General features: G+C 67.4%; 16 protein-coding genes. 11 read left to right on the top strand and 5 right to left on the bottom strand.

Annotated features, from left to right (window positions below; translation table 11 throughout):
- Window positions 1-15: 15 nt before the first annotated feature.
- The 10 genes from GEMRO_RS0126110 (at window position 16) to GEMRO_RS0126065 (ending at window position 9,097) form a co-directional block, all read left to right on the top strand.
- Window positions 16-1,101 (top strand): ABC transporter substrate-binding protein, encoded by a 1,086-nt coding sequence (locus GEMRO_RS0126110; protein ID WP_027136353.1) that lies wholly within the window; start codon window positions 16-18, stop codon window positions 1,099-1,101.
- A 9-nt stretch (window positions 1,102-1,110) separates the two neighbouring features.
- Window positions 1,111-2,013, top strand: coding sequence for an ABC transporter permease (locus GEMRO_RS32055; RefSeq protein WP_084507654.1), 903 nt, complete (start codon window positions 1,111-1,113; stop codon window positions 2,011-2,013).
- A complete protein-coding gene (locus GEMRO_RS32050; protein WP_051329504.1) occupies window positions 2,010-2,822 on the top strand; it encodes an ABC transporter permease in 813 nt (270 codons plus the stop codon). The genes GEMRO_RS32055 and GEMRO_RS32050 overlap by 4 nt, the downstream gene beginning before the upstream one ends.
- The gene (locus GEMRO_RS32045; protein WP_051329503.1) at window positions 2,819-3,964 is read left to right on the top strand and encodes an ABC transporter ATP-binding protein; all 1,146 of its coding nucleotides are present in this window, start codon (window positions 2,819-2,821) and stop codon (window positions 3,962-3,964) included. Before GEMRO_RS32050 ends, GEMRO_RS32045 begins: the two co-directional genes overlap by 4 nt.
- Before the next feature lies 1 nt (window position 3,965).
- Window positions 3,966-4,736 (top strand): SDR family NAD(P)-dependent oxidoreductase, encoded by a 771-nt coding sequence (locus GEMRO_RS0126090; RefSeq protein ID WP_027136352.1) that lies wholly within the window; start codon window positions 3,966-3,968, stop codon window positions 4,734-4,736.
- Window positions 4,737-4,861: 125 nt separating this feature from the next.
- A complete protein-coding gene (locus GEMRO_RS0126085; RefSeq protein WP_027136351.1) occupies window positions 4,862-5,620 on the top strand; it encodes an SDR family NAD(P)-dependent oxidoreductase in 759 nt (252 codons plus the stop codon).
- Window positions 5,621-5,719: 99 nt separating this feature from the next.
- Window positions 5,720-6,787 (top strand): LLM class flavin-dependent oxidoreductase, encoded by a 1,068-nt coding sequence (locus GEMRO_RS0126080; protein WP_027136350.1) that lies wholly within the window; start codon window positions 5,720-5,722, stop codon window positions 6,785-6,787.
- Window positions 6,788-7,354 carry a flavin reductase family protein gene (locus tag GEMRO_RS32040; protein WP_051329502.1) on the top strand — a complete coding sequence of 189 codons (567 nt, stop codon included), beginning with the start codon at window positions 6,788-6,790 and terminating at the stop codon, window positions 7,352-7,354.
- A gap of 21 nt (window positions 7,355-7,375) precedes the next feature.
- Entirely contained in the window at window positions 7,376-8,722 is a 1,347-nt protein-coding gene (locus GEMRO_RS0126070; protein ID WP_027136349.1) for an aspartate aminotransferase family protein, read from the top strand.
- A 15-nt stretch (window positions 8,723-8,737) separates the two neighbouring features.
- Window positions 8,738-9,097, top strand: coding sequence for a VOC family protein (locus GEMRO_RS0126065; RefSeq protein ID WP_027136348.1), 360 nt, complete (start codon window positions 8,738-8,740; stop codon window positions 9,095-9,097).
- Here GEMRO_RS0126065 and GEMRO_RS0126060 read toward each other — a convergent pair.
- Both GEMRO_RS0126060 and GEMRO_RS0126055 read right to left on the bottom strand, forming a co-directional pair.
- Complete coding sequence (locus GEMRO_RS0126060; protein ID WP_027136347.1) at window positions 9,076-9,894, bottom strand: IclR family transcriptional regulator; 819 nt, start codon at window positions 9,892-9,894, stop codon at window positions 9,076-9,078. The two genes, GEMRO_RS0126065 and GEMRO_RS0126060, sit on opposite strands and share 22 nt — an antisense overlap.
- Window positions 9,895-10,186: 292 nt before the next feature.
- Window positions 10,187-11,011: a BKACE family enzyme gene (locus GEMRO_RS0126055; RefSeq protein WP_035486057.1), complete on the bottom strand. Its 825-nt coding sequence runs from the start codon at window positions 11,009-11,011 to the stop codon at window positions 10,187-10,189.
- Between the two features lie 597 nt (window positions 11,012-11,608).
- On the opposite strand from GEMRO_RS0126055, the gene GEMRO_RS32035 reads away from it, so the two are divergent.
- On the top strand, window positions 11,609-12,808 hold the full coding sequence (locus tag GEMRO_RS32035; protein WP_240476775.1) for an AI-2E family transporter: 1,200 nt from the start codon (window positions 11,609-11,611) through the stop codon (window positions 12,806-12,808).
- A 76-nt stretch (window positions 12,809-12,884) separates the two neighbouring features.
- Here GEMRO_RS32035 and GEMRO_RS0126045 read toward each other — a convergent pair whose 3' ends face one another.
- The 3 genes from GEMRO_RS0126045 to GEMRO_RS0126035 all read right to left on the bottom strand — a co-directional run bounded on the left by GEMRO_RS0126045 (window position 12,885) and on the right by GEMRO_RS0126035 (window position 16,748).
- Window positions 12,885-13,937, bottom strand: a complete 1,053-nt coding sequence (locus GEMRO_RS0126045; RefSeq protein ID WP_027136345.1) for an ABC transporter permease — start codon at window positions 13,935-13,937, stop codon at window positions 12,885-12,887.
- Between the two features lie 13 nt (window positions 13,938-13,950).
- A complete protein-coding gene (locus tag GEMRO_RS0126040) occupies window positions 13,951-15,468 on the bottom strand; it encodes a sugar ABC transporter ATP-binding protein (protein ID WP_051329501.1) in 1,518 nt (505 codons plus the stop codon).
- Between the two features lie 101 nt (window positions 15,469-15,569).
- Complete coding sequence (locus GEMRO_RS0126035; protein WP_027136343.1) at window positions 15,570-16,748, bottom strand: sugar ABC transporter substrate-binding protein; 1,179 nt, start codon at window positions 16,746-16,748, stop codon at window positions 15,570-15,572.
- Window positions 16,749-16,966 lie beyond the last annotated feature (218 nt).

Genomic DNA, 16,966 nt, shown 5'->3' with positions numbered 1-16,966 from the left:
CAAAGGATACGTACCATGAAAGACGTTCCGACGATTGCCCCGCCGGGTGGGAGTGGCCCCCTCCTGGACCGCCGCCGCATCCTTGCAGGCACCGCGCTCGGCGCCGCGGGCCTGGTCACCGGCTTCCCGTCCATCCTGCGCGCCCAGCCGGCGACCCTGACCGTGCCCAATTCCGGCGGCGCGCTCGAGGAGGCCTACAAGGTCGCGTATTTCGATACGTTCAAGGAGAAGACCGGGATCCAGATCGTCGGCGCGCCCTACATGGACACGTCCCGCGTGAAGGCCATGGTCGAGAACAACGCGGTCGACGTCGACGTGCTGAACATCGACGCGACCGAGGCGGCGGCGCTTGCTCGCCTGGGCCTGCTGGAGCCGATCGACTACGACTATATCGACAAGTCCATGCTCCTGCCTGTGGCCGCGAAGGAGCATTATCTGCTCGCCGATGTCGCCGCCTACGTCATGGCGTGGAACACCGAAAGTCTCGATGGCGACGCTCGGCCGAAGGACTGGGCGGAATTCTTCGACCCGGAGAGGAGCGAGCAGCGCAGCCTGTGGAAGCTGGCGCCGCAGACCCTGGAAGTTGCGGCGATGGGCGGGGGCCAGTCGCGCGACAGCCTTTATCCGATCGACCTGGACCTGGCGTTCCGGATGCTGGACGGGATCAAGCCCAATTTGACCTGGTGGACGTCGGGCGCCCAGGCGGCCCAGCTCGTCATCGACGGCGAGGTGGATGTCGGCACGGTCTGGAACGGCCGGGTGTTCAAGCCCAAGGACGAGGGGGCGCCGGTCGACTACACCTTCGATCATGCCCTCTATGTCTGCGACGCGATGGTGATCCCCCGCGGGGCCAAGAACAAGAAGGCGGCCATGGAGTTCCTGGCGACCATGATGGACGCCCAGAACCAGGCGACGTTTGCCCGGGCGATCCCCTACGGCCCGGTCAACACCAAGTCGTTTGATCTCCTGGACGAGGCCACCCTGGCCCGGCTCCCGAACTCGCCGCAGAACAGCCAGACGGCGGTGTTCCAGGACTTCGACTACTGGGCGGAGCATGGGCCCGAGGTGTTCGACCGCTTCAACAACTGGCTGCTCGGATAAGGAAGGGACATGCTGCAGCGGACGACGATGGGCACGGTTTTGGCAGCATCCAGACGTGCCCGGCGTCGTCCGTGGTCGCCGGGGCGGGGCAACACCCTGCTCCTGATGCCGCCCGTCCTGCTGCTGCTGGCTTTCTTCGTCCTGCCGCTCGGCACCGTGATCGTGCAAAGCTTCTCGGGCCCCACCCCGGGCTTCGCCCAGTATGCGGAGATCCTGTCCAGCAGCAGCACTCTCTCGGTCCTCCTCTATACCTTCCAGTCGGCGCTGCTCGTCACCCTGGCTGCCCTCGTCCTGAGCTACCCGGTGGCGTTCGTGGTCAGCCGGGCCAGGGGGAACCTGCTCCATCTCTGCCTGGCCGCGATCCTGATCCCGTTTTGGACCAGCACGGTGATCCGGACCTATGCCTGGATCGTCATCCTGCAGCGCAAGGGCATCCTGAACGACTTCCTCGTGGCGGTGGACCTGATCGAGCGGCCACTCCGGCTCACCAGCAACGGCGTGGGCATGCAGATCGCGATGATCCACATCATGATGCCCTTCATGGTCCTGCCGCTGCTCAGCACGATGCGCAGCATTGACGGGAATTTGCTGCGGGCCGCGGCCGTGATGGGCGCCAACCCGTTCCGGCAGTTCATCTCGGTCTATCTGCCGCTTTCCGTCCCGGGGATCAGCGCCGGGTGCGTGCTGGTCTTCATCTCGTCCTTGGGCTTCTACATCACGCCGGCGCTCCTGGGCGGCCACCGGACCATGGTGGCCGTGCTGATCGAGCAGCAGGCGTCCCGCCTCCTGAACTGGCCGCTGGCGTCCGCCCTTGCGACGCTGCTGCTGCTGCTGACCTGTGCTTTGTTCCTGCTCTACGAGCGGGCCATGCGCCATGTCGGCGGTGGCAGGCCCCCGGGAGAGGCGGCATGACCGCCGCCGCGCGCTGGCGGATCGCCGGGCTGGGCATCCTGGCCTTCGCGATCCTCACCCTGATCTACCTGGTGATGCCGACGCTGGTGATCGTGCCGCTGTCGTTCAGCAGCGAGACGTTCCTGAGCTTTCCGCCGCCGGGCTTCTCCCTGCGCTGGTACGAGGCCTTTGCCGACAGCGTCGAGTACCGCATCGCCATCATGAACAGCGTGAAGATCGGCCTGCCGGCGGCGCTGCTTGCCACGGTGTTCGGCACGCTGGCGGCCATCGCCCTGGTCCGGGGCAACATTCCGGGCCGGCGGCTGCTCTCGGCGATGATGATCGCGCCCCTCATCCTGCCGCAGATCATTCTCGCGATCGGGCTGTTCCCGATCATGGTCCGGCTCGGGATCATCGGCAGCTATGCGGGCATCCTGCTGGGTCATGCGGTCGTGTGCATGCCGCTCGTGTTCATCACCGTGGCGGCATCCCTGCGCAGCTACGCGCCGACCTACGAGCTCGCGGCGATGACGCTCGGGGCCAACCCCTGGAACACGTTCCGATACGTGACCTTCCCGATGATCCGGGTGGGGGTGATGGTCGGTTTCATCTTCGCCTTCACCTTCTCGTTCGACGAACTGATCCTTGCCATCTTCCTGACCAGTCCGGATACGCGCACCGTGCCACGTCTGCTCTGGGAGCATCTGAGCTACCAGATGACTCCGATCATCGCCGCCGCGACCGTGGTCCTGCTGCTGATCACGCTGGCGCTCCTGATGCTGGCAGCCATGGCCAGCCGGTTCGGGCCACGCAGGGAGGCGACGCGATGACCCTCCATCTCGATCTTCCCCGTACGGAGGGCGCCAGTCCGGCTCCAGGCAGCACGGCCAGGAGCGGTGCGGTGGTCGAATTCCGGGGGGTGACCAAGGACTATGGTGCCCTGACCGTGCTGCAGCCCACGTCGTTGCGGATCGAGGCGGGGGAGTTCTTCGCCATCATCGGCCCGAGCGGCTCCGGCAAGTCGACCCTGCTCGGCATCACCGCCGGCTTCGTCGTGCCCAGCGGCGGTTCGATCAAGGTCGCCGGCGTGGATGTCGTCGCGACGCCGCCCTACCACCGCAACTTCGGGATGGTCTTCCAGAACTATGCCCTGTTCCCGCACATGACGGTCGCGGAGAACATCGCCTTTCCGCTGCGCATGCGCGGCTTCCCGAAGGCGGAGATGGCGGCCAAGGTCCAGCGTGTCCTGGAGATGGTCCGCCTGTCCGGCTTTGGCGACCGCAAGCCCGCCCAGCTTTCCGGCGGCCAGCAGCAGCGCGTCGCCCTGGCGCGCGCCGCCGTCTACGATCCCCTGCTCCTGCTGATGGATGAGCCGCTGGGGGCGCTCGACAAGAACCTGCGCGAGGAGATGCAGGAGGAGATCAAGCGGTTCCAGGACGCGCTGGGCGCCACCGTCATCTACGTGACCCACGACCAGCACGAGGCTGCCTACATGGCCGACCGCATCGCGATCATGCGCGGCGGCACCCTGGAGCAGATCGGCTCGCCCCGCGAACTCTACGAGAAGCCGGAGAGCATCTTCGTCGCGAGCTTCCTGGGCGAGGCGAGCCTGCTGCCGGTGCTGGGCGTGTCCGCCGGTCGGGGCAGCGACGTCAGCGCCCGGATCGGCAGCGGCCTGGTGGTCGAGGCCACCGCACCCCGAAGCCACGGAAGCGCCGACGCCATCTGCGTGCGTCCTGAGGCCATCCTGCTCGGCGACCAGGCCCAGGGAATGGACAATGTCTTCAGGGGACGGGTCGAGGATGCCGTCTACACCACCGGGAGCATCCGCTACCGGGTCTGGCTCGAAGGCACCGACCTTCTGCTCACGGTTCGCATCCCGTCCCGTCCCGACATCGCCCTGCTGGAGGCGGGGCAGAAGGTGACGGTCGGCTGGAACCGCCGCGATGCCCTGCTGGTGGCTGGAGACTGAGATGAGCCAATCCTTCGCCGGCCAGGTCGCGATCGTCACCGGCGCCGGATCGGGCATGGGGCGCGCTCATGCCATGAGGATGGCGGCCGAAGGCGCCATCGCGGTGATCCAGGACATCGACGCGCACGGCCTGGCCGAGACGGAGGAACTGATCCGGGCGGAAGGAGGGGCGGAAGGAGGGAATGTCGCCGCCTACGCCTTCGACATCTCCGATGTCCCCTCGATCGATCGGATGGCTGCCGACGTGCTGGCGCGATTCGGGCGGGTCGACATCCTGGTCAACAATGCCGGGATCGGCGTCGACCGGGTGATCGAGGACATCGACCAGGCGGCGTTCGACAAGATGATCGGCGTCCACGTGAAGGGCTCGTTCTTCTGCGGCCGTGCCGTCGTCCCGGCGATGAAACGCCAGGGCCGCGGGCGGATCGTCAATGTCTCGTCGCGCTGGGCGCAGGCGGGGCATCACATGGCTTCCGACTACATCGCCGCCAAGGGGGCCATCCTCGGCCTCACCAAGGCCTGGGCCAAGGAGCTGGCCCCGTTCGGGATCACCGTGAACGCCATCGCGCCGGGCGGCGTGTGGAGCCGGATGGTTCTGGAGAATCTCGGCGAGGAGGGGGTGCGCCGGGAGGAGCGCGAGGTGCCGCTGGGGCGCTGGGCGCAGCCCGAGGAGATCGCTGCGACCGTGGCGTTCCTGGCCAGCGACGAGGCCGCGTTCATCACCGGCCAGGTCATCAGCCCCAACGGGGGCAAGACCATCGTGGGCTTCTGAGCCCATCGCGGGCAGATGGCCCGTGCTCCCGAAACGACAAGCAATGCGCCCGGGCGCGCCGGCCCGGTCGAGGCCCGGCGCCCCGAGCGATCACCACGGCCGCGCGGGCATGAAGGAGAACGACGATGCGTGAACTTGACGGGCTGGTCGCGGTCATCACCGGGGCAGGGGCCGGCATGGGCAAGGCTCACGCCCAGCTCCTGGCCGAGCGCGGCGCCCGGATCGTCGCCCAGGACATCGACGGCGTCCGGGCCGAGCAGACGGCCGCGCTGGTCCGCTCGGAGGGGGGCGAGGCCGTGTCCCTGGCGTGCGACGTCGCCGACACCGCGGCGCTCACCGCCGCTCTCACCGGCATCGGCGAACGGTTCGGCCGCATCGACATCCTGGTCAACAATGCCGGGATCGGCGGCGAGCCGCTGATCGAGGATACCACCGAAGACTATTTCGACCGCACCTTCGCGGTGCATGTCCGGGGCAGCTTCTTCGCGGGCAAGGCCGTGCTGCCGTTCATGAAGAAGCAGCGCTACGGCAAGATCATCAACATTTCGTCGATCTGGGGCATGGTCGGCCATCACTACGCCTCGCCCTACTGCGCGGCCAAGGCGGCGCTGCTCGGCCTGACCAAGGCATGGGCCAGGGAGCTGGCGCCCTGGAACATCCACGTGAATGCGGTGGCGCCAGGCGGCGTCCTGACCGAGATGGTCATGGCCCAGCCGGACATCGACAAGAAGATGCCGCAGAAGGTCGCGCGGGTGCCGCTCGGCCGTTATGCCGAGTCGCGGGAGATCTCCTACACCGTCGGCTTCCTGGCCTCGCCACGCTCCGACTTCATTACCGGACAGGTCATCAGCCCGAATGGCGGGGAGGTCATCGTCGGTATCTGAGACCAGGATGCTATCGCCTGCTGCGCCCGCCGGAACGCACATTGACACCAATTATCGAATAAAGATAAAATTTACCAAACTTCGATATGAGGCTACGGCATGCGGTTCGGCCTTTTCAACCTGATGAACCAGTTCGGCATCGAGCAGCGCGAGGTCTATCAGGGCACGCTCGACTGCGTGAAGCTCGCCGACAGGATGGGCTTCGACACCGCCTGGTTCGCGGAGCACCACTTCTCGAACTACAGCCTCTCGCCCTCGCCCCTGATGTTCGCCGCCGCCGCCGCACGGGAGACCAGGCAGATCAGGCTCGGGCCAGCCGTGATCGTGGCGCCGCTCTACAACCCGATCCGGGTGGCGGAGGAACTGGCCCTGCTCGACCAGCTGAGCGAGGGCCGGGCCGCCTTGGGCATCGGGTCAGGCTACCAGCGCTTCGAGTTCGAGGCGTTCGGCGCCGATCTGGCCGAACGGCAGGACCGGATGCTGGAAATCTGGCAGATCGTCGACCAGGCGGTGCACCAGAACCGGTTCGGCTATTCCGGCCGGTTCTACCAGCTTCCCGATGTGCCGCAGGCGATCCGGCTCTACACGCCCCGCCGGATCGACACCTATTTCGTTTCCTGGTCGCCTGCCATCATCAAGCAGGCGGTCGCCACCGACGCGGTCCCGTTCATCACGGTCGGCTGGGGCGACAGCAAGGCGCTGGCCGGAATGCACGACTTCGTCGCCGGCAAGTATGCCGAGGCCGGCTTCGAGTTGGCGGGCCGCCGCTTTGCCGCCCAGCGCTATGTCTATGTCACCGATGACCGTGCGGAACTTGACCGGGTGGCTGCCGGCATCCGCTATGCCGGTCGGTGTGCCGGGCACATGCGCGTCGGTGCGCAGGTCCTGGACGGGCACGTCATCGCCGATCAGCCATTGGAAGGCGAGCCGAGCCTGGAGAAGATTCAGGCCTCGGTGCCGATCGGCAGCGCCGAAACGGTGGCCGAGCGCATCGTCGCCGAGGTGCGCGCCAACGGGATCACCGACCTGAGCTGCTTCATGTGGCCGGCCGGGATCGAGGCCAAGGCGGCCCTGCGCTCGATGGAGCGCTTTGGCCAGGAAGTGATGCCGCTGGTGACCAAGGCCCTGGACGACGAGGGCAAGAAGCCGGCGCAAGAGGCTGCGTGAATGGACGAGGCGACGCTGCCGATCGGAGAGATCATCGAGGAGGGCCCCTGGCTCGCCGGCGATCCCGTTTCCCCACCGGCAGCGGCCGTGGCGGAAGCGTTCCGGGTGAGCATGCGGCGCCTGGCGGGCGGTGTGTGCGCCGTGACCGTCCATCATGGCGGGCAGCTCATGGGACTGACGGCAACGTCGGTGACATCCCTGTCGATGGAGCCGCCCTCGCTCCTGGTCTCGATCCGCGCCAACTCCAGCATTCTTCCGGCATTACGCCAGGAAAAGCGCTTCACCGTGCATGTGCTGACCGAGGAACAGACGCGCCAAGCGAACGTGTTCGCCGGGCGGATGGGCCCGGGTCCACGCGCCGGCCTGGTGTCGTGGAGCCACCCGCGGGGCAGCGCGCAGCGGCTGAGCGGTGCCGCCTGCCATATCGACTGCCGCGTCGGGCGGGTGATGCCGGTCTTCTCTCACGTCGTCGTCGCCGGTGTGGTGGAGCAGGTCGAACTCGGCGCCGGCGACCGGCCGCTGATCTATTTCGACGGCGCGTTCCGCTCCCTTGCTTCAGCCGACTGACCAACCAGGAAAGCGCCTCCGATGAGCCATGTCTTCCACCGGATGCCGAAGCAGAGCTATCCGTGCGCGGTGGCCGGGGAGGGACCCTACATCATCGACTCGGCAGGGCGGCGCTACCTGGATGCGTCAGGCGGGGCGGCCGTCTCCTGCCTGGGCCACAGCGAGCGGCGGGTGATCGAGGCGGTGAAGCGCCAGCTCGACCTTTTGCCGTTCGCCCACACCGCGTTCTTCACCTCGGAGCCTGCCGAGGAACTTGCCGCCTTCCTGGCCGACCGGGCGCCCGGCGACCTGGACCATGTCTATTTCCTGTCCGGCGGCTCGGAAGCCGTGGAAGCAGCGCTGAAGCTCGCGCGGCAGTATTTCGTGGAAAAGGGCGAGCCGCAGCGGCGCCGGTTCATCGCGCGACGGCAGAGCTACCATGGCAACACGCTGGGCGCCCTGGCGGTGGGCGGCAATGCCGGCCGCCGGGCGCTCTACGAGCCGCTGCTGATCGAGGCCGACCATGTCTCGCCCTGCAACGCCTATCGCGGGCAGGGCGACGGCGAAAGCGATGCGGCCTACGTCGATCGGCTGGGCGACGAACTCGAGACGGCGATCGAACGGGAAGGCGGCGACAGCGTCATCGCCTTCGTGGCGGAGACGGTGGTCGGCGCCACGCTGGGCGCCGTGCCGCCGGTGCCCGGCTACTTCCGGCGGATCCGCGAGATCTGCGACCGGCATGGCATCCTCCTGATCCTGGACGAGGTCATGTCCGGGATGGGCCGCACCGGCACCCTGTTCGCCTGCGAGCAGGACGGCGTCGTTCCGGATATCGTCGCCATCGCCAAGGGCCTGGGAGCGGGCTACCAGCCGATCGGGGCGATGATCGCGTCGGCGCCGGTCTATGCGGCCGTGCGCGGCGGCTCGGGCTTCTTCCAGCACGGCCACACCTATCTGGGCCATGCCGCGGCCTGTGCCGGCGCGCTGGCGGTGCAGAAGGTGATCGAGGAGGACGATCTTCTGGCCCGGGTCCGCAAACAGGGCGCCGGCCTGATGACCCGCCTCCGCCAGGTGTTCGGCGAGCACGACCATGTCGGCGACATCCGCGGCCGGGGCATGTTCCTGGGGCTGGAGTTCGTCCGGGACCGTGCCAGCAAACAGCCGCTCGACCCGGGGCTGCGCATGCATCTCCGCCTGAAGGCGAACGCTATGGAGGAGGGGCTGATCTGCTATCCGGCGGGCAACACGCTGGATGGCGGTCTTGGCGACCATGTCCTGCTGGCGCCTCCCTTCATCCTGACCGACGCCCAGCTCGATGAGCTCGTGGACAGGCTGCATCGTGCGGTGGAGCGGACCTTTGCGGAAATCGGCCTGCGCGCCGCCGCCTGAGCACCGGAGCAAGCCATGGCCATCAAGCGCCTGCAGAACGTCTACTACGTCGTCGGCGACACGGCCCGGTCCCGGAGCTTCTACCAGGGCGTGCTGGGCCTGCGCCTCAAGTTCGAGGACCCCGGTCGCTGGGTCCAGTTCGGCGTGGGCGACGCCGGCATGGCGCTGGGCAGTCCGGCGGAAGCGCCTCCCGGTGCCAGCGGCGGGATTGCGGTATTCGAGGTGGATTCGCTGAAAGAGATGCGTGCCCGGATCGAGCCTGCCGGCGCGCGGATCATCGCCGAACGGGACATGGGCGCCCATGGCCGGACCCTCGCCTTCGAGGATCCGGACGGCAACATCGTGCAACTGTATCAGCGGGCCGCATCGGCCTGAACGGGCTTCCTCCCGGCAAGGGCGCTGGAGAAGCTGCTGGCCGACAGGGCAGGGCTCGACATGTCCTGGGCGGCGGACCGCACCATCGGCCCGAAGACCTGCTTGGCCTTGCCAAGGTCGTAGTTGGACTTGTCGATGGAAATCGACACGGCGGCGACGGGCACGTCGCCTTCACCGAGAATGGCCGCCGCGACGCCGATCTCCCGTTCGAGGACTTCGCCATCCTGCCAGGCGAAACCCTCCTCGCGAGCCGTGCCGATCCTTTGGCGGATTTCGTCCGGATCGACGATGGTCTGCGCCGTCAGGCGCCGCAGCGGCGAGAGGGCGAGCAGCCGGTCCACGTCCTTGTCGGGAAGATGGGCCATCATGGCCCGTCCGGCCGCCGTGCAATAGGCGTGGCGACGGATGGGCAGCAGGGCGAAATCATGGCTGACGAGGTTCGGGATCCGGCTGAGATAGAAGACATGGGCATTGTCCATGATCGCCACGCCGACCGACTCGGTCGTCTGCCGGGCCAGCGATTCCAGATGGCGGGTCGCCTTCGCCATCAAAGGGTCGGCCTGGATGAACGAGACCGCGTAGGAGACGAAGCGCGGCGAGAGGCTGTACCTCTTGTAGCGCTGATGCCGCCTCAGGAGCCCGAGGTTCTGCAGGGTGAACAGCAGCCGCTGGACCGAGCCCTTCTCCAGCCCGGTCTTCTCCACGATTTCGGAGAAAGTAAAGCTCTCCGCATTTTCATAGTAGAGATCAAGTATCTTGTAAGCCTTCTCAAGAGTGCCCAGCTGCAGGACGCTCATGACCCTTCCTTCCGTGACCCGCCGGCCAGCCGCGTCCTCCGCATGGAAACATGCCGGGGGGCCGAGCGTGGGTGTCATATACCAATATGCAGAATCAATAGTCGATAAGAACCTGCCCCGGCACCTGTTCTGTGAGCGGCGAGCAGCCGGTTCGCCCGCTTTGTGGGCCTGGCTGCGCCGGCCCATGGGGCGGAGCTTCAGCCCGGTGTCGCGCCGCTCGGGGCCCTCGGTCGGCGCCGGGTAGTTCTCGCGGAGTGCGACCGATATCAAGGGACATGGTGTCCCGCAGGTATCAGTCCGAAAGCCGCAGCAGCGCGCGCGCCTCCTGGGGCGTCGCCACCCGATGCCCCGCCGCTCGGATCTGCCCGGCGGCGATCGAGACCAGTTCGGCATTGCTGCCGGCCAGGCGCTCGCTGGACACCCGGATATTGTCCTCCAGCCCGGTCCGGACATGCCCGCCGAGCTCGATCGCCCATCCGGCCACCGGCCTCTGGTGCCGGCCGATCCCGGCCGCCGTCCAGGTCGCCTGCGGGAACAGCCGCAGCCCCTCCTCGACCAGGATCTCCAGGAGATGGCGCTCGGCCGGCATGGCGTTCTGGACGCCCAGCACGTATTGGAGATGCGCCTGTTCGTCCATCAGCCCGGCATCAGCCAGCCGGCGCGCGCCATGAAGATGGGAGAGGTCGAAGATCTCGATCTCCGGCTTCACGCCGAACTGCTTCATCGTCCCGGCCAGCTCCGTCACGAGCGGCGGCTGGTTCTCGTAGACGATCGTCGGGAAGTTCACCGAGCCCGTCGAGAGCGACGCCATGTCCGGGCGAAGCTTGAGCGCGCTGCCGCGCTCGGCGGGCGCCCGGCCGCGCCCGCCCGTGGAGAACTGGATGATCATGCCCGGACAGTGCCGGCGCACCCCATCCTGCACCTGGGCGAAGCGCTCGGGATCCGAGGCCGGCGTCTCGTCGTCGTGACGGACATGGATGTGCACCAGCGTCGCCCCGGCCTCGAACGCCTGATGCGTCGATTCGATCTGCTCCGACGGCGTGATCGGCACGGCGGGATTGTGCGCCTTCCGCGGCACAGAACCGGTGATGGCGACGCTGATGATGATGGGCCGCATGAGCCGATACCTTTTTCTTCTCGGGTCACCGACCGACCCGCCGACCTTCCAGTTCGTTGCGAGAATCAAGATCGAGCAGCGCTGCCCCTGGTCCTGCGGCGCGCGATCGAAGCCGGCGCAGCCATGGCCCGGGCCGCTGGTCGAGGCGGCGTTTGAGCCTTGCGGCTGTCATGCTTGAGCGTGCGGTTGTGCGGCTTTCCGGCGGCATGAATGCTGCTGATGCTTGGTATGGCTGCCTGGACGTCAATGCGCCGATGCCGGTTCATGGAGCTGTTTGGCTCCAAATGTCCGGGATGCCAGCGGAACTACGTCAGGTTATCGGTAACCTCCTGGCCGTTCGTTGATCCGTGGCAGCGTACTTCCCTGCATCTTCAAGAACCTGCTCATTTTTATCTGCATTGCTCAAGAGACATCTTTGGCACCAATCTAGCTGCGTGCCGGGCCATCCGGAAGACATGTGACGAGAACGGGCGGAGGCCTGTTCGACAGTGCCGGAAGAGGCAGGATCCTGAGCGGCGGGTACAACTTCTTTTGGTCCGGGAAGCCGGAGCGGGGGGCAAGGTGTTGATGGATGTGTGAGCGCAGGGAGCCCTTGAGATGACCACCATGGAAGATGAGGCCACAGCACGCGCTGCTTCCTGCGCCAACGGGTCCGACCGGTCCGACGATCAGGGGCGATCGCTGCCGGGGCCCGTGACCGTGTCGATCGTCGGCCTGTTCATCCTGGCGATCGTCGCGACACTCTACTTCGCCCAGAGCTTCCTGGTCCCCGTGGTGTTCGCCTTCCTCCTCGCCCTGGTGCTCAGCCCGGTGGTCCGCTTCCTCAAGAAGCGCGGTGTGCCCGCTCCAGCGACAGCCCTCGTTCTGGTCCTCACGCTCCTCATCGTCGTCGCCAGCGGAGCCTACTCCCTGAGCGGCCCGGTGGCGGGCTGGATCGACAATGCGCCCGCGATCGGCGAGCGGATCATGGAGAAGGCCAATGCCCTGCGCGGGACCGTGGATGCGGTACGACAGGCATCCGAACAGATGGAGCAGGCCACCCAGGGCAAAACAGCGGCGCCGGAGGTGGTGGTCAAGGAGCCGGACCTGATCGACCGCGCCGCCAACAGCCTGACCAACATGGTCGCGTCCGTCGGCCTGACCCTCGTGCTGCTGCTCTTCCTGCTGGCTTCCGGCGATCTCTTCTACGAGAAGATCGTCAGGGTGCTGCCGACGCTCCACGACAAGAAGCAGGCATTGCGCATCGCGTTCGGTGTCGAGCGCGAGGTGTCCCGTTACCTGGCGACCGTCTTCGCCATCAACCTCTGCCTCGGGATCTGGATCGGCGCCGGTCTCTGGCTGGCCGGCATGCCCAACCCGGTGCTGTGGGGTGCGCTCGCCTTCGTGCTCAACTTCATCCCCTATCTCGGCGCGCTGATCGGGGCTGCGCTGGTGGGGGCCGTGGCTTTCGTCACCTTCGACCCGATCGGGCAGGCGCTGCTGCCGCCCGCCATCTATCTTCTCAGCACCACCGCTGAAGGACAGCTGCTCACGCCGGCAGTCCTGGGCAGGAGGCTGGAGATGAACACCGTGGTGGTCTTCCTTTCCGTCGCCTTCTGGGGCTGGCTGTGGGGGCTGGTGGGCGCGGTCATCGCCGTGCCCATTCTCGTGCTGCTGAAGGTGTTCGCCCAGCATGTCGACGGCCTGTCCGGCCTGGGCGAGTTCCTCTCCGAACGCCAGGCACCCGCCGGAGAGGGAGGGGCGGATTCGGACGAGGCGGATGCCCCTGCGGCATCGCCTCCTCGTCGAACCGATTGATCCCTCTCTGGATGGTGGTTGGTCCCAGCCACCCATCTCCGGGAGGCCGGGAAGTCAGCGACGCGGGACCGAAGCTTCATGTGCTTGTGCTTTTCCGGCGCCGCCACTGGTCGAAGATGACCACCAGGACGATCACAAGGCCCTGCACGATCCGCTGCCAGAACGGGCTGACGTTCAAAAGGTTGAGGCCGTTGTTCAGGACGCCGATGATCACCGCGCCCACCAGCGAGCCGATCACGCCGCCTTCGCCGCCGAACAGGTTGGTCCCGCCGATCACCACCGCAGCGATCGAGCGCAGTTCCTCCCCGTCCGCCATCAGCGCGTTGGCCGAGTTCAGCCGGCCCACCATGATGAGGCCGGCGATGGCGGCGGTGAGGCCGGAGATCATGTAGGCCATGATCTTGGTGCGGCCGATGTCGATGCCGGACACCCGCGCGGCTTCCCGGTTGCCGCCGACCGCATAGATCGCGCGGCCGAGTGCCCGGTAGCGCAGGATGTAGAAGCCGACCAGCGCCACGATCAGCGCGATGATCGCGCTGATCGGCATGCCGAACAGCGAGCCGCTGCCGGCCTGGATCAACGCCTCGGGCAGGCCGGCGCCGCTGGCGGTCGCCTGGAAGGAGGGGACTGGCAGGCCGTCGGTGACGATCAGGGCGACACCGCGCAGGATGGTCATGGTGCCGAGCGTGGTGATGAAGTCGGGGATCTTGAACCGCGCGATGATCCAGCCGTTGAGCGCGCCGCAGGCGCAGCCGACCAGCAGGCCGATGGCGATCGAGACGGGGGCCGGCAGGATCCCGAAATCATGGCCGAACAGGACCAGCGGGCTGGTGAGCAGCACCGTGGTGACCGAGGCGGACAGGGCCGCCACCGCCGCCACCGAGAGATCGATGCCGCCGGTCAGGATCACGAAGGTCTGGCCTACCGCCAGGATCGCCGTGAAGGCCGACTGCCGGGTGATGTTGAAGGCGTTGTCGACGGTGGCGAAGTAGGGCGTGGCCATCGACAGGAGCACGCACAGGATCAGGAGCGCGATGAACGGCCCGCCGCGGAGAAGGAGGTCGCGGTATCTGAGGCCGGTGCTCGTCGAGGACGGCAGGTCCGCTCCGGTTCGCTGCTGGGAAGCCATCGGTTCGTTTCTTTCAGCTCGCGTGGCGCAGGAGGGTTTCCTGGCTCAGTTCGTTGCGCCCGAGTTCGGCCGAGACGCGGCCGCCGCGCATCACCAGGACGCGATCGGCCATGCCGATCAGCTCGTTGAGCTCGGAGGAGATCATCAGGATCGACATGCCGCGCTGCACCAGTTCGCCCATCAGCGCGAACACGTCCGCCTTGGCGCCAACGTCGATCCCGCGGGTCGGCTCGTCGAAGACCAGGATGCTGGCGCCGCTCGACATCCAGCGCGCCAGGATGACCTTCTGCTGGTTGCCGCCGCTGTAGAACCGCACCGGGTTGGTGGTGGTGGCCGGGCGGATCTTGAGGTCGGCGACGTAGCGCTCGACTTCCTGGGCTTCCCGCCTGTGCTGCAGCGCCGAGAAGAACGACCGGTTGCTGAGCCAGGGCAGCGACAGGTTGGGGCCCACGGTGAGCATCGGCACGAGGCTCTGCCGCCGGTCGCGCGTCAGGAGGCCCAGACCCTCGGCAATCGCATCCGCCGGCGAGCGGATCGCCTTGTCCCGGCCGTTGACCCGGATGCGGCCGGCACGCCGCCCGGTAAGGCCGAACAGGGCCGCGGCGACCTCCTCCTGCCCGGCACCCATCAGCCCGAAGATCCCGAGGATCTCGCCCTTGCTCAGGGTGAAGGAGATGTCCTGGAGCGTCCGGCCCGCCTGCAGGCCCTCGACCTCCAGCACGGGCAGGCCAGGCTCCACGGCCGCCTTCGGGAACTGGTCCTTGAGGGAGCGGCCGACCATCATCGCGATGCAGCTGTCCTCGTCGGCCTCCTCCGGCAGGATCGTGCCGACCACGCTGCCGTCGCGCAGGACGGTCACCCGGTCCGCGATCATCGGGATCTCGGCAAGGTGGTGCGAGATGTAGATCATGCCGACGCCGCGGTCCTTCAGGCGGCGGATCACGTCGAACAGGCGCTCGCGCTCGGAATCGGACAGGGCTGAGGTTGGCTCGTCCAGCAGCAGGATCTCCGGATTGCCCTCGAGCACCCGGGCGATCTCGACCAGCTGCTGCTCGGCGATCTGCAGCCGCCGGACCTCCGCCCGGGGATCGATCGACACCCCGAGGCGCCCAACCGCCTCGGCCGCCATGGCGTAGGCCCGGCTCCAGTCGATCTGGCCGAATCGCGTGGTCGGCATGCGGCCAAGAAAGATGTTCTCGGCCACCGTGAGCGCCGGGATCAGGCTCAGTTCCTGGTGGATCAGGCCGATCCCCAGCGCCTTCGCGCTGTCCGGGGTGAGCCCGGACACCTCGTGGCCGCGCACCACGATCCGCCCGGCGCTGGGCGTGTACTCGCCGGCCAGGATCTTCATGAGCGTCGACTTGCCGGCGCCGTTCTCGCCCAGCAGCATCTGGACCTCGCCGGCCACGACCTCGAGCGAGACACCCTTGAGCGCGCGCACGCCCACGAACTGCTTCTCGATCGATTCGAGCTTCAGGAGCACCGGCGCGCTGGCGGGGGGCGCGGCGGCGGGAGTTGCAGCGGTCACCATCGGCACCTGTTCCAGGGAACCTCGCGGCGCGCGGACAGCCTGCGCCGGAACGAGGGCTCCGCGGCAGCGGAGCCCGTCACGGATCGGGCGGCAGCGCCGCCTCAGCCGTTCTTCTTGCAGTTCGCCCGGATCGCGTCCCAGTCGATGTCGGGAAGTTGCGGGTCCGGATAGAACTCGCGGGCATTGGCGACGTAGACGGTGCGCGGGCGGATGTCGAACTGGGCCGGCGCCTCTTCCTGGCAGGCCAGCTGCACGGCGAACTTGGTGCCGAACCAGCCCCAGTCGGCAAAGCCGTGGGTGGTTTCGGCGATGATCCCGTTGTTCGCGATCTGGTCGACCGATTCGGGCGTCACGTCGTTGGTGAACACCGCGATCTTGCCGTCGCCTGCCTCGTGCGGCTGGTCGGCCCGCTGCAGCCGGTCGGCGTTGCCCAGCGCCAGCATGGCGCCCAGGCCCATCTCGTTGGAGGCTGCCCAGATGAAGTCCAGGTCCTGGCCGGTGCTCTGCAGGAAGTCCTCGGTGCAGCGCACCGCCTTCTCGCGGTTCCAGTCGGCGGCACAGGTGTTGCCGACGATCTCCACGTTCGGGAACTGCTCCATGACCTCGCGGAAGCCGTTCAGGCGGGCCGTGGAATAGAACCCGCCGGCCACGCCCTCGATGATGGCGCCCTTGCCCTGGACCTTGGCCCGCTCTTCCTCGGACAGGTCGGCATAGGCCTTCTGCCAGAACTCCAGGTCGAGATAGTCGCCGGGCTTCGCCTCGATTTCGGTGCCGGTGCCGAGCACGCCCGGCCCGCCCAGATAGTCGGCCACCGAATAGGCGCTGACCATGCCGCCCTGGGTGTTGTCGAAGCCGATATAGGAGGCGATGTCGAGGCCCTCGATCGGCTCCAGGAGGTTCACCACGATCACCGGGATGCCCGCCTCGCCGGCGGCCGCCAGGGCCGAGCGCACCGTCTGCACTTCCGAGGGCGAGACCGCGATCACGTCCACCCGGCGCTGGATGAAGTCCTCGATGATCGCGACCTGCTCGGCGAACGCCAGGTGGCTGGTCGGCGCGCGGGTGATCACCTCGACCTGGAAGCCGTGCTGGTTGGCGTCCTGCGCCGACTTTTCGAAGAAGTTGGTGGCGGTCTTGAACACGCCGGTGATGTCCGGCGGCGCCCAGCCGATGGTGACCTTGATCGGCTCCTGGGCCTGCACCTCGCCCACGGCAGCGCTGCCGAGCAGCAAGGCGGCCATGCCCGCCACGACAGCCGTCTTCCTGATGATGGATCTCATTGGTCTTGTTCCGTCCCTGATCTGGCGCATCGATGCCGTCGCATGCCGCGGCTTGCCGCCGTTCTTCCGGTCATGGCCACCCCCGAAGAAAATCGTTTCATCGGGAAGGCCGGCCGTGCGCCTGGGGGAGAGCCTAGGTGAATCAGGAGGCGATGCAACCCGGGACGATGGTCCGCTGACCATGGCGCCGCTCCGGCTTGTCTCAGGTCCGATGCTGC

Source organism: Geminicoccus roseus DSM 18922 (assembly GCF_000427665.1).
In the GTDB taxonomy this organism is placed as follows: Bacteria; Pseudomonadota; Alphaproteobacteria; order Geminicoccales; family Geminicoccaceae; genus Geminicoccus; species Geminicoccus roseus.
Note: the sequence above shows the minus strand (reverse complement) of the source record. Positions and strands in the feature narration are given on the sequence as shown.